This window comes from Leclercia sp. UBA5958 (assembly GCF_002430365.1).
In the GTDB taxonomy this organism is placed as follows: Bacteria; Pseudomonadota; Gammaproteobacteria; order Enterobacterales; family Enterobacteriaceae; genus Enterobacter; species Enterobacter pneumoniae.
Genome location: NZ_DJCE01000004.1, coordinates 454269 through 467354, shown reverse-complemented (window position 1 = coordinate 467354; position 13086 = coordinate 454269). Strand labels below are relative to the sequence as shown.

The following is a 13086-nucleotide window of genomic DNA, read 5'->3' as shown; positions in this document are numbered from 1 at the left end:
TTAAGCCAAATTTACAACAGAAGAACCAAAGCCTTCCGTCTCGGTTGTGTGCTGGAACCAGGCGAGCGTGCTATGCAGCTGCACCACTTCACCCACCACAATCAGGGCGGGCATAGGGGCGTCTTTCGCCAGGGTTGCAAGGTTGTGTAATGTGCCGATGGCGACATGCTGATCGGCGCGCGTGCCGCGAGAGATCACGGCAACGGGCGTTGCTGCATCGCGACCGTGTTGAATCAGTTGTTCGCTAATGTCCGCCGCTTTCATGGTGCCCATGTAGATAGCGAGGGTCTGACGACTTTGCGCCAGGTGAGACCAGTCGAAGGGGGTGCTGTCGGCTTTGTAGTGCCCGGTAACAAAGGTGACGCTTTGGGCGAAATCACGATGCGTAAGGGGAATACCGGCATAGGCCGTTACCGCCGAGGCGGCCGTGATGCCCGGCACCACCTGGAACGGGACGCCCGCTTCCGCCGCGGCCTGCAGCTCTTCACCGCCGCGACCAAAGATGAAGGGATCGCCCCCTTTCAGGCGCACCACGGTTTTACCCGCTTTGGCTGCCGCAATAAGCATCTGGTTGGTTTCATGTTGCGGAATAGAGTGCTCTCCCGCCCGTTTACCCACGCAGATCTGCTCGGCGTCGCGACGAATAAGCTCGCGCACGCCGTCGGTAACCAGGTGATCGTAAAACACCACGTCAGCCTGCTGAATCACCTGTAAACCGCGCAAGGTCAGCAACCCGGCATCTCCCGGCCCGGCGCCGACCAGGATAATTTCGCCATTTGCTTCCTGCCCGGAGGCGAGCGCGTGTTCCAGGTGTTGTTCCGCTTCGGCCTGATTACCCGCCGCCATCAGACTGGCGAAGCGGCCGCGAAAAGCGCGATCCCAGAAGCGACGGCGACCGTCGGTGGTGGTAATCACCGTTTTCAGACGCTCACGAAACAGGCCCGCTACCGCGGCCATGCGGCCAAGGTTCGCTGGCAGCAGGGCCTCTATTTTTTCACGCAGCAGACGCGCCAGCACCGGTGCATTGCCCCCGGAAGAGATGGCAATCAGCAGGGGCGAGCGGTCGACAATAGAGGGGAAAATAAACGAGCACAGCGGCTGGTCATCCACCACGTTCACCAGACGGTGACGGACATTCGCGGCATCAAAGACCTGGCGGTTCAGCTCGCGATCGTCCGTTGCGGCGATGACCAGTACCACGTGATCGAGCATGCTGGGCTCGAATTCGGCACCGGTAATGACCTGCACACGCGCACCCGCCTTATGTAAAAAGGCAATTTTACGATCGGCGACCTCGCCCGTACCAACAACCAGCACGGGTCGATCTTTAATGGCAGCAAATAACGGCAGGTAGTCCACAGTGCTACAACTCACTAACAATCAGGAATAGTGGGACTATAGGGGGCGGCTAAGATCGAATGAAATTACGAATTGGAATGAGTAGTTACTCAATGGAATAACGCCCTGAAAAAGCTAATATCAAAAAGTGCTTAACGCGCGATTTTTCGGGTATTTAAGAGCAAATCAAATTGTGTAAGGCCGATCACAGTTTCATACTAGGCGCGTCAAATTTTTTGCTCTGTTTTTAAGGACTCCCCTATGTTTTCCGCAATGCGCCACCGTATCGCTGCCCTGGCGTTCGGCGTTTGCTGTATCTTCCCCGTTCAGGCAAAAACCCACCCTTTTGGTGAAATGGCCGCCGAACAGGCACGACACATTGCCACCGTGTTTCCAGGACGCATGACCGGAACGCCCGCCGAAATGCTTACCGCCGATTATGTGCGTCAGCAGTTCGCCGGAATGGGGTATCAGAGTGATATCCGCACCTTCCACAGCCGCTATATCTATACCTCCCGCAATCGTACGCAAAACTGGCATAACGTCATCGGCAGCACGGTGATTGCAGCGCATGAGGGCGAAACGGCACAGCAGATTATTATTCTCGCCCATCTCGATACTTTCGCGCCGATGAGCGATAACGATGTGGATAACAACCTGGGCGGCTTAACGCTACAGGGGATTGATGACAACGCAGCCGGCGTCGGGGTGATGCTGGAGCTGGCAGAACGCCTGAAAGATATTCCGACCCAGTATAGCGTGCGCTTTATTGCCACCAGCGGCGAAGAAGAGGGACGACTTGGGGCCGAAAATGTACTGAATCGCATGAGCGAGAAAGAGAAAAAAAATACGCTGCTGGTGATCAATCTCGATAACTTAATCGTGGGCGATAAACTCTATTTTAATAGCGGCAAAACCACCCCGGCCCCGGTGCGTAAGATCACCCGGGACCGCGCGCTGACGTTAGCCCGTGCGCACGGCATTTTCGCCACCACCAACCCCGGTGGTAATGCGGCCTACCCGAAAGGAACAGGTTGCTGCAACGATGGTGAGGTGTTTGATAAGGCCGGGATCCCGGTGCTGTATGTTGAAGCAACCAACTGGTCGTTGGGTAAAAAAGATGGCTACCAGCAACGGGCGAAGTCGAAAGCGTTCCCGGATGGCACCAGCTGGCATGACGTGAGACTGGATAATCAGCAGTACATTGATAAAACCCTGCCGCAGCGCATAGAACACCGCAGTCGCGATGTGGTGCGCATTATGCTGCCGCTGGTGAAAGAGCTGGCGAAAGCGGGGAAAGCGTAGCGCGGGGTTTTCCCCTCACCCTAACCCTCTCCCACAGGGAGAGGGGATCTTAGAGAGCACGCTTTTTCCCCAGCCCTTCAGAGAGAGGGGAAATCAGTCAACCTTCGTGCAATCCGCATTCGCGCTTAAGCCCAAAGAAGCGGGTCTCCTCTTCCGCCATGCCGGGCTCCCATTTACGCGTGGTATGGGTATCGCCCACCGACAGATAGCCCTGATCCCATAGCGGATGGTATTTCAGCCCATGCTGTTGCAGATACTGATACACGGTACGGTTGTCCCAGTCGATGATCGGCAGCACTTTGAACACGCCGCGCTGGATAGCCAGCACCGGCAGGCTGGCACGGCTGCCAGACTGATCCCGGCGCAGCCCGGCAAACCAGGTTTGCGCGTTAAGCTCTTTTAGTGCCCGGTTCATCGGCTCGACTTTGTTGATCTCATTGTATTTCTCAATGCCCTCAACGCCCTGCTCCCACAGCTTGCCGTAACGCGCCTCCTGCCAGGCCGCGCTCTGCGCTGCGCGATACACTTTCAGGTTCAGCTTCAGCTTATCCGTTAACTCATCAATAAACTGATAGGTCTCCGGGAACAGATAGCCGGTATCGGTGAGGATCACCGGAATGTCCGGGCGGATCTGATTCACCAGATGCAAACTGACCGCGGCCTGGATACCAAAGCTCGATGAGAGCACAAACTCTCCCGGCAGATTTTCCAGCGCCCATGCTACACGCCCTTCGGCGTCCAGCTTCTCCAGTTGGGCATTGGTTTCTGCAAGCTGAAGAACACGTTCCACTTTGGGCAGTGCATTCAGGGCATTTAAATCGAGTACGGACATAATTACCTCTCGTGTTTACTCCCAGAAATCCCTTGCGGGATCGAGCACCGGGCGAATGATGCCCGCACGCACCGTAAAGTCGCCGAAGCCTTCACCCGCTTCGCGCTCTTTCGCCCAGCGCCCGACAAGCTGGTCAATGGAATCGAGAATTTCCGGCTCCGTGATGTTTTCGCGATACATTCGCGGAATACGTGTCCCCATCCGGTTACCGCCCAGATGCACGTTGTAACGGCCCGGCGCTTTACCCACCAGCCCCAGCTCGGCCAGCATCGCGCGGCCACAGCCGTTCGGGCAGCCGGTCACGCGCATCACTATATGCTCGTCCGGGATACCGTATTTTTGCAGGATCGCTTCCACTTTGTCGGTGAACGACGGCAGGAAGCGTTCGGCTTCAGCCATCGCCAGCGGACAGGTTGGGAACGAGACGCAGGCCATTGAATTTTCACGCTGCGGTTTTACCGCATCCATCAGCCCGTGGCTGCGCGCCAGCTCTTCGATCTTCGCTTTCTGATTTTCTGGCACGCCAGCAATGATCAGATTCTGATTAGCGGTGATCCTGAATTCGCCCTGATGGATCTTAGCAATTTCCAGCAGGCCGGTTTTCAGCGGACGCCCCGGATAATCGAGAATACGACCGTTTTCGATGAACAGCGTCAGGTGCCAGTTATTATCGATACCTTTCACCCAGCCGATACGATCGCCGCGCCCGGTAAATTCGTAAGGACGGATCGGTTCGAACTTAATGCCTGCGCGACGCTCCACTTCCGCTTTGAACGTCTCAACGCCCACGCGCTCCAGCGTGTATTTGGTTTTCGCGTTTTTACGATCGGTACGGTTACCCCAGTCGCGCTGGGTGGTAACGACCGCTTCCGCCACCGCCAGTGTGTGCTCCAGCGGCAGATAACCAAACTCACTCGCAGTACGTGCATAGGTATTCTTGTTGCCGTGCTCGATTGAAAGCCCCCCGCCCACCAGCAGGTTAAAGCCCACCAGCTTGCCGTTTTCCGCAATGGCGACAAAGTTCATGTCGTTAGCGTGCAGATCGATATCGTTCTGCGGTGGGATCACCACGGTCGTTTTGAACTTACGCGGCAGATACGTCTGCCCGAGGATCGGCTCTTCGTCGGTGGTTGCCACTTTTTCCTGATCGAGCCAGATCTCCGCGTAGGCGCGAGTGCGCGGCAGCAGATGTTCAGAGATCTTTTTCGCCCACTCGTAGGCTTCTGCGTGCAGTTCGGACTCGTATGGGTTCGAGGTGCAAAGCACGTTACGGTTCATGTCATTGGCGGTCGCCAGCGCGTCCAGCCCGACGGAGTGGAGCATCTGATGTACCGGCTTCACGTTCTTCTTCAGAATGCCGTGGAACTGGAAGGTCTGACGGTTGGTCAGACGGATGCTGCCGTAAATCGTGTTTTCACCGGCAAACTTGTCGATCGCCTGCCACTGTTTCGTGGTGATGATCCCACCCGGCAGACGGCAGCGCAGCAGCATCGCATGACGCGGCTCCAGCTTCTGCTCGGCACGCTCGGCGCGAATATCACGGTCGTCCTGCTGATACATACCGTGGAAACGGATCAGCAGGAAGTTATCGCCTTTAAAACCGCCGGTCAGACCGTCATTCAAATCTTCGGCAATGGTGCCACGCAGGTAGTTGCTCTCTACCTTCATGCGCTCGGCATCAGACAGTTTGCCTTCGACCACCAGTGGGCCAGGATGTTTTTCGCTCATTAGTAGACATCTCGCTGATAACGGCGCTCTACGCGCAGCTCACTTAAAAATTCATCCGCCGCTTCGGCATCCATACCGCCGAATTCGGCAATCACTTCCAGCAGTGCCTGCTCAACGTCTTTCGCCATACGATTGGCATCGCCGCAGACATAAATATGGGCACCATCATTAATCCAGCGCCACAGCTCTGCGCCCTGTTCGCGCAGTTTGTCTTGTACGTATACTTTTTCTTTTTGGTCGCGAGACCAGGCCAGATCGATGCGCGACAGCACGCCCTCTTTGACGTAGCGCTGCCACTCAACCTGATAGAGGAAATCTTCGGTAAAGTGTGGGTTGCCGAAAAAGAGCCAGTTTTTACCCGGCGCCTCGTCTGCCGCACGCTGCTGCATAAAGGCGCGGAATGGCGCAATACCGGTTCCGGGGCCAATCATAATCACCGGGGTTTCCGGGTTAGCCGGCAGGCGGAAGTTGTCGTTATGTTCGATGAACACCCGGACTTCACCATCCTCTTCCACGCGATCAGCCAGGAAGCTGGAAGCGCCGCCCGCCCGGGCACGACCTTCGATGTCGTAGCGCACTGCACCCACGGTAATGTGCACTTCGCTTTCCACTTCCGCCTGCGACGAGGCGATGGAGTAAAGACGCGGTGTGAGGGGACGCAGCAGGCCAACCAGCGCCTCAGCATCCAGCTGTGCCGGCGAGAAACGCACCATATCGACAATCGGCGTGGTGGCGGCGTAATGCTGCAACTGTGCCTTATCCCCTACTAACGGCAACAGCGTTTCGCTGCGCGTTAAGGTGGCATAGTTTTCAACGATATTGGCGGTGTTAACGGTCAACTCAAAATGCCACTGCAGGGCCTCGGCCAGCGGCAGGGTTTTGCCATCCACGGTAACGGGCTCATCGCCCTTCAACCACAGCAACTCAACCAGCTCTTTCACTAAGGCAGGCTCATTCTGATACCAGACGCCCAGCGCATCGCCTGGCTGGTAGCGCAGGCCGGAATCACCGAGATCGATTTCGATATGACGCACATCTTTTTCAGAGTCACGGCCGGTGATTTTTTGGTTAACGGAGAGCGCAGCCGTCAGCGGCGCCTCTTTAGTATAAGGGCTTGAGAAGACTTCATTTACCGCGCCGGACGCGGTAACGGCGGCCTGAGCCGGCGTCTCTTTTGGCACACGCGCTTTCAGCACATCCACAATGCGCTCGCGCCACTGGGCCGCTGCTGCCTGATACTCTACATCGGTATCAACGCGGTCCAGCAGACGCTCGCCGCCGAGCTCCGCCAGTTTGCTATCAAAATCTTTACCCGACTGGCAGAAGAATTCATAGGAAGAATCCCCGAGACCAAAGACGGCAAACGCCGTGCCGTCGAGCTTCGGCGCTTTCTTAGAAAACAGGAATTTATGCAGCGCTACCGCCTCTTCTGGCGGCTCACCTTCGCCCTGCGTTGAGGTCACCACCAACAGCAATTTTTCTGACGCGATTTGCTTAAATTTGTAATCTCCGGCGTTGACCAGATTCACGTTCAGTTTGGCGGCCAGCAGGTCATCGCGAAGTTGCTCTGCCACACGACGAGCGTTACCGGTCTGGGACGCGGAGATCAGCGTAATCGACGGAACCTCGACCGCTGCCGCAGGTGCAGCGGCCGCAGCGCCAGGCTGCTGGTTAAGGACACCCCAGAAATAGCCAGAAACCCAGGCAAGCTGGTGAGGAGAGAGATCGGTGGTGGCTGCCTGGAGGCGCGCCAGTTGCTCCGGATTTAGCGGTAGCAAATTTGAAGGTGGGGCCTGTGTTGTCATGCGTCGTTATGTTCCAGTAGCAAAGCGGACTTTAAGCGAATAAATCCAAACTGAAGATAAGGTTAACGGCGGCGATAATAACAATTAAAGAAGGGATGGAAATATTAAATAACCAAATGAACTAACCTGTTTTAGTTATCGTTCTTAACAATAAAAACGATTATTTAACCTAATGAAATTTATAGATAAAAAAGCAAATTACCCCATAACCTAGGCCCACCGGCAAGTTTGGCCGTTTTAGCTAATGATAAAAAAAGTCCTTTCCGGTACTATGCGGCGGTTTTTTCCGCATTTGAGAGTCCACGATGTCCACCACACTGTTTAAAGATTTCATCTTCGAAGCCGCACACCGCCTGCCTCACGTACCGGAAGGACACAAATGTGGCCGTCTGCACGGGCACTCCTTTATGGTGCGCCTTGAAATTACGGGTGAGGTCGATCCGCATACGGGCTGGATTATGGATTTTTCCGAGCTGAAAGCGGCCTTCAAACCCACTTATGATCGCCTCGATCACTATTATCTGAACGACATTCCGGGTCTGGAAAACCCCACCAGCGAAGTGCTGGCGAAATGGATTTGGGATGTGATGAAACCGCAGGTGCCGCTGCTGAGCGCGGTGATGATCAAAGAGACCTGCACCGCCGGGTGTGTCTATCGCGGCGAGTAAAAAAAAGCCCGGTTAAACCGGGCTTTTTTTTTAAGCGATGTTCAGGTACTTGTGCGTCTGCATCGACAACCGCCAGTTGCGGGCGATGCAGGTTTCGATGCACAGGCGCGTGGCATCCTCTTTCTGACTGATGGGCTGCAGCGCAATCACGCGCTGTTTTTCATCCGTCAGCGTTGCCAGCAGTTCATCCAGCGCTTCGATATCCCGCACGCGGCCAACCGGATGCTTGATTTCATCAGCACGCTCCAGCGCCTGGGATAAGATATCGTAGCCGCCGCGCATGTTTACCTTAGGTGAGACCGTCACCCAGGTGGTGTGAGAGCAGCGGACTTCGTGGGTACCGCTGGTCTCAATCTGGCAGCTATAACCATTTTTTTCCAGCAACTGGGTGAGCGGCATCAGATCGTGAATGCAGGGCTCGCCCCCGGTGATCACCACGTGACGCGCCGTCCAGCCCTGGCGGCTAATAATCGCCAGCAGATCTTCCGAACTGGCCGCGCCCCACTTATCGCTCTCTTTGGTTTTGGCCAGGATGCTAAACAGCGACACTTCTCGATCCGCGAGCTTATCCCAGGTATGTTTGGTGTCGCACCAGGCACAGCCTACCGGGCATCCCTGCAAACGAATAAAAATAGCGGGAACGCCGGTAAAGTAACCCTCGCCTTGCAGGGTCTGGAACATCTCGTTAATCGGGTACTGCATAGTTATCTCTGGTCTGATTTGCGGGGGGGCATTATTGCAGATCGCACATAATCAGGCAAAACAACCCCGGCTACGATTTTATACCTGTCAGTTTAAGGATAGCCAGGCTAACAGTCCTAAGGTAGAAAGCCGTTTTCAGAAGGCAATGTTAAAAACATTAAAACTTACGCTACGCTTTAAAGATATCGCCCATCCGGCACGCGTCGACGTTAACCCCTTGACTGAATAGCCATCACAATACTGGACAAGCAGAATGAGCCATTTTGCGGTAATAACGCTACCGTTATACAGCCATATGCACGCTATGGAAGCACTGGCAAAACACCTTATCATGCGCGGCCATCGGATCACTTTTTTTCAGCAGGAGGAGGCTCGCACCTTGCTCAGGGAACCGCAGGCGCACTTTGTCGCTGTGGGTAACCCGACGCAGTCTGCGCTGCACGAGCCGGGTTTTTTTCGCCTGATATCAGATATGGCAAGCGTTACCGATATGCTGTGCCGTGAACTGCCCCTCGCCTTCCGACAGCACAATATTGACGCCGTGATTGTCGATCAGATGGAGCCGGCAGGAGGGTTGGTTGCACAAGCTCTCAACCTGCCTTTTATCTCCATCTGCTGCGCCCTGCCGGTAAATCGGGATAACAACATCCCCCTGCCAGTGATGCCTTTTCGCTATGGCACCAGCGATCGCTGCCGGAAATTATACGCCTCCAGCGCGGATGTTTATGACTGGCTGATGTCGAGACAAGGCCGGGTAATTGCCCGTCATGCCCGGGCATTTGGTCTGCCTTCGCGCAGCAGACCAGATCAATGCCTGTCGCCGTTGGCGCAAATCAGCCAGACCATTACAGGCTTTGATTTTCCGCGCTCCTTGCCCGCCTGCTTCCATGCGGTAGGCCCGCTACGCTACGATCCGCTAACGGTTTCATCCGGCAAAAAGAAGCCGTTTGTTTTTGCGTCATTAGGCACGATCCAGGGCTACCGCTTTGGACTGTTCCGCACGATTGCCCGCGCCTGCCGACAGGCTGGTGTGCCCTTGCTTATTGCCCACTGCGACAGACTCAATGCAAGTCAAACTGCCCGGCTGGCGCGTGCGGGAACGCAAATTGTAGGATTTACCGATCAGCTGGCGGTATTACGTGATGCCAGCGCCGTCATCACCCACGCCGGACTGAATACGGTTATGGATGCCATCGCCACCGCCACGCCTATCCTCGCCGTGCCGCTGGCATTTGATCAGCCAGGCGTCGCCGCCCGCGTGGTCTTCAGCGGCATTGGTCTTAAGGCCTGCCGTTTTTCGCCGAGCCGCACGCTCAGCCAGCATCTTATCGACCTGCTGGAAAATAAGCAGTACACGCAGCGCATCACCGCCCTCCAGACTCAGCTGATAAACGCCGGAGGGGCAGCACGGGCTGCAGAAATTATTGAACGGGCGGTATATACACGTCATAGCGTACCGACGGTGTGATGATAAAAAAAACCCGCCGAAGCGGGTTTTTTCTAAAGATTAAGGTTCAGGATTACTGACCTTTGATCTCTTTACGGCCGTTGTATGGTGCTTTTTCGCCCAGCGCTTCTTCGATACGAATCAGCTGGTTGTATTTAGCAACACGGTCAGAACGGCTCATAGAACCGGTTTTGATCTGGCCTGCAGCGGTACCCACTGCCAGGTCAGCAATGGTCGCATCTTCAGTTTCGCCAGAACGGTGAGAGATAACCGCAGTGTAGCCAGCGTCTTTCGCCATTTTGATCGCAGCCAGAGTTTCGGTCAGAGAACCGATCTGGTTGAATTTGATCAGGATGGAGTTAACGATGCCTTTCTCGATACCTTCTTTCAGGATCTTGGTGTTGGTTACGAACAGATCGTCACCAACCAGCTGGATTTTGTCGCCCAGTACTTTGGTCTGGTATGCGAAACCATCCCAGTCAGACTCGTCCAGACCGTCTTCGATAGAGACGATTGGGTACTGTTTGGTCAGGTCTTCCAGGAAGTGAGTGAACTCTTCGGAGGTGAATGCTTTGTTGCCTTCGCCAGCCAGGACGTATTTACCGTCTTTGTAGAATTCAGATGCTGCACAGTCCATCGCCAGGGTGATGTCGGTGCCCAGCTCGTAGCCCGCTGCTTTAACCGCTTCTGCGATTACAGCCAGTGCTTCGGCGTTGGAGCCCAGGTTAGGTGCATAACCACCTTCGTCACCAACTGCAGTGTTCATACCTTTAGCTTTCAGAACTTTAGCCAGGTTGTGGAACACTTCAGAACCCATACGTACCGCTTCTTTCAGGGTTTTCGCGCCAACTGGCTGAATCATGAATTCCTGAATATCAACGTTGTTGTCTGCGTGCTCACCACCGTTGATGATGTTCATCATTGGTACAGGCATGGAGTATTTGCCTGGGGTGCCGTTCAGTTCAGCAATGTGCTCGAACAGTGGCTGACCTTTGGACGCAGCGGCAGCTTTGGCGTTTGCCAGAGACACGGCCAGGATTGCGTTCGCACCGAAGTTAGATTTGTTTTCAGTACCGTCCAGATCGATCATGATCTTGTCGATGCCAGCCTGGTCTTTCGCGTCTTTGCCCAGGATAGCCTGTGCAATTGGGCCGTTAACCGCGCCAACCGCTTTGGTTACGCCTTTGCCCAGGAAACGGGATTTGTCGCCATCGCGCAGTTCCAGCGCTTCGCGGGAACCAGTAGAAGCACCTGACGGCGCAGCTGCCATACCGACGAAACCACCTTCCAGGTGTACTTCGGCTTCAACAGTCGGGTTACCACGGGAGTCGATGATTTCACGACCGATGACTTTAACGATTTTGGACATTAGATTTTCCTCAGTACAAGTTAAACTAAAACTCCAGACAAACAACGCGTACCAAAGGTACGCGTTGCCGTTCTAACTTTTTTTACTTCGCCTGACGCTTCTGGTAATCGCTGGCGGCTTTCACGAAGCCGGCAAACAGCGGATGTCCATCGCGCGGGGTTGAAGTAAATTCCGGGTGGAACTGACAGGCAACAAACCATGGATGGTTCGGCACTTCGATGATCTCGACTAACTGATCATCCCCGGAGCGGCCCGCAACACGCAGGCCCGCGGCTTCAATCTGTTTCAACAACATGTTGTTGACTTCATAGCGGTGACGATGGCGCTCGGTGATGGTCGGCTCGCCGTACAGCTTGCGAACCACGCTATCATCGGTCAACTGGCAGGCCTGTGCGCCAAGACGCATAGTGCCACCCAGATCGCTCTTCTCGGTACGGACTTCGACGTTACCTTCTTCGTCCCGCCATTCGGTGATAAGCGCCACAACAGGGTACTTACAGTCTGGCACAAATTCCGTAGAGTTCGCGTTTTCCATCCCCGCTACGTTGCGCGCAAATTCGATCAGCGCAACCTGCATACCCAGGCAGATGCCGAGGTAAGGAATATTGTTTTCACGCGCATAGCGTGCGGTGGCGATCTTGCCTTCAACACCACGGTAGCCGAAGCCGCCGGGGATCAAAATCGCATCCAGATCTTTCAGAATTTCCACGCCGCGTGTTTCAACATCCTGCGAATCAATCAGCTTGATGTTTACAGAGACGCGGTTCTTCAGACCACCGTGTTTCAGCGCTTCGATAACGGACTTATAGGCATCTGGCAGTTCGATGTACTTGCCAACCATACCGATAGTCACTTCGCCTGCCGGGTTCGCTTCTTCATAGATAACCTGTTCCCATTCAGACAGGTTAGCTTCCGGACAGTTCAAGCTGAATCGTTTACAAATATAATCGTCCAGCCCCTGAGATTTCAACAGGCCTGGAATTTTATAAATGGAATCGACATCTTTCATTGAAATAACGGCTTTTTCTGGCACGTTACAGAACAATGCAATTTTCGCACGTTCGTTCGCTGGCACCGCACGATCGGAGCGGCAAACGAGGATGTCTGGCTGAATACCGATAGAGAGCAGCTCTTTAACAGAGTGCTGGGTCGGCTTGGTTTTCACTTCACCGGCAGCCGCCATGTACGGCACCAGCGTCAGGTGCATGAACAGCGCGTGTTCACGACCGATATCCACCGCCAGTTGACGAATTGCTTCCAGGAATGGCAGGGACTCGATATCCCCTACGGTACCGCCGATTTCCACCAGCACCACGTCGTGGCCTTCGCCACCCGCGATAATGCGCTCTTTAATGGCATTGGTGATGTGCGGGATAACCTGAACGGTTGCGCCCAGATAGTCGCCACGGCGCTCTTTACGCAGAACGTCAGAATAGATACGGCCAGTGGTGAAGTTGTTGCGGCGGCTCATTTTGGTGCGAATGAAGCGCTCATAGTGACCCAGGTCCAGATCGGTTTCGGCGCCGTCTTCAGTAACGAACACTTCCCCGTGTTGGATCGGGCTCATGGTGCCAGGATCGACGTTGATGTACGGATCCAGTTTCATCATGGTCACATTGAGGCCACGGGCTTCAAGAATGGCTGCGAGGGAGGCTGCGGCAATGCCTTTACCCAGAGAGGATACGACCCCGCCGGTCACAAAAATATAGTTCGTTGTCATGCTGAACCTGAGAAGTTAGGGTGAAACGATGGAATAACCAGGACGGGAAAGTAGTATACCCGAACACGGCGAGCGCCACAAACTTTCATTCTCCGTCTCCATTCCAGGCCATGACAAACATAAGGAGTGAGAAAATAGCCCCTTTTGGGTAAATGTTTTTGACGCAAATCAA

Annotated in this window: 10 protein-coding genes; 3 read left to right on the top strand and 7 right to left on the bottom strand. The window is 54.7% G+C overall.

Going from position 1 to position 13086, the window contains the following annotated elements; all coding sequences use genetic code 11:
- Positions 1 to 1359, bottom strand: a complete 1359-nt coding sequence (gene cysG / locus B2Q93_RS06700) for a siroheme synthase CysG (protein WP_286932376.1) — start codon at positions 1357 to 1359, stop codon at positions 1 to 3.
- A gap of 240 nt (positions 1360 to 1599) precedes the next feature.
- Between cysG and B2Q93_RS06695 the strand changes: the two genes are divergently transcribed.
- Positions 1600 to 2643: an aminopeptidase gene (locus B2Q93_RS06695; RefSeq protein WP_046886155.1), complete on the top strand. Its 1044-nt coding sequence runs from the start codon at positions 1600 to 1602 to the stop codon at positions 2641 to 2643.
- A 97-nt stretch (positions 2644 to 2740) separates the two neighbouring features.
- Here the strand turns inward: B2Q93_RS06695 and cysH are convergent, their stop codons facing one another.
- The 3 genes from cysH to cysJ are packed head-to-tail and all read right to left on the bottom strand — an operon-like array spanning position 2741 to position 7008.
- A complete protein-coding gene (gene cysH, locus B2Q93_RS06690; RefSeq protein WP_046886156.1) occupies positions 2741 to 3475 on the bottom strand; it encodes a phosphoadenosine phosphosulfate reductase in 735 nt (244 codons plus the stop codon).
- Between the two features lie 15 nt (positions 3476 to 3490).
- Positions 3491 to 5203 carry an assimilatory sulfite reductase (NADPH) hemoprotein subunit gene (cysI, locus tag B2Q93_RS06685; protein ID WP_040074249.1) on the bottom strand — a complete coding sequence of 571 codons (1713 nt, stop codon included), beginning with the start codon at positions 5201 to 5203 and terminating at the stop codon, positions 3491 to 3493.
- Positions 5203 to 7008, bottom strand: coding sequence for an NADPH-dependent assimilatory sulfite reductase flavoprotein subunit (gene cysJ / locus B2Q93_RS06680; protein ID WP_286932271.1), 1806 nt, complete (start codon positions 7006 to 7008; stop codon positions 5203 to 5205). The genes cysI and cysJ overlap by 1 nt, the downstream gene beginning before the upstream one ends.
- A 305-nt stretch (positions 7009 to 7313) precedes the next feature.
- On the opposite strand from cysJ, the gene queD reads away from it, so the two are divergent.
- Positions 7314 to 7676 (top strand): 6-carboxytetrahydropterin synthase QueD, encoded by a 363-nt coding sequence (gene queD, locus B2Q93_RS06675; RefSeq protein ID WP_040074247.1) that lies wholly within the window; start codon positions 7314 to 7316, stop codon positions 7674 to 7676.
- A 30-nt stretch (positions 7677 to 7706) separates the two neighbouring features.
- On the opposite strand, the gene queE is transcribed toward queD, so the two are convergent.
- Complete coding sequence (queE, locus tag B2Q93_RS06670; RefSeq protein WP_046886158.1) at positions 7707 to 8378, bottom strand: 7-carboxy-7-deazaguanine synthase QueE; 672 nt, start codon at positions 8376 to 8378, stop codon at positions 7707 to 7709.
- 253 nt (positions 8379 to 8631) lie between these two features.
- On the opposite strand from queE, the gene B2Q93_RS06665 reads away from it, so the two are divergent.
- The gene (locus tag B2Q93_RS06665; RefSeq protein ID WP_286932269.1) at positions 8632 to 9846 is read left to right on the top strand and encodes a glycosyltransferase; all 1215 of its coding nucleotides are present in this window, start codon (positions 8632 to 8634) and stop codon (positions 9844 to 9846) included.
- Positions 9847 to 9898: 52 nt separating this feature from the next.
- Here the strand turns inward: B2Q93_RS06665 and eno are convergent, their stop codons facing one another.
- Positions 9899 to 11194, bottom strand: a complete 1296-nt coding sequence (gene eno / locus B2Q93_RS06660; RefSeq protein ID WP_032613680.1) for a phosphopyruvate hydratase — start codon at positions 11192 to 11194, stop codon at positions 9899 to 9901.
- Positions 11195 to 11276: 82 nt separating this feature from the next.
- Entirely contained in the window at positions 11277 to 12914 is a 1638-nt protein-coding gene (pyrG, locus tag B2Q93_RS06655) for a glutamine hydrolyzing CTP synthase (protein WP_040074244.1), read from the bottom strand.
- Positions 12915 to 13086: the final 172 nt, after the last annotated feature.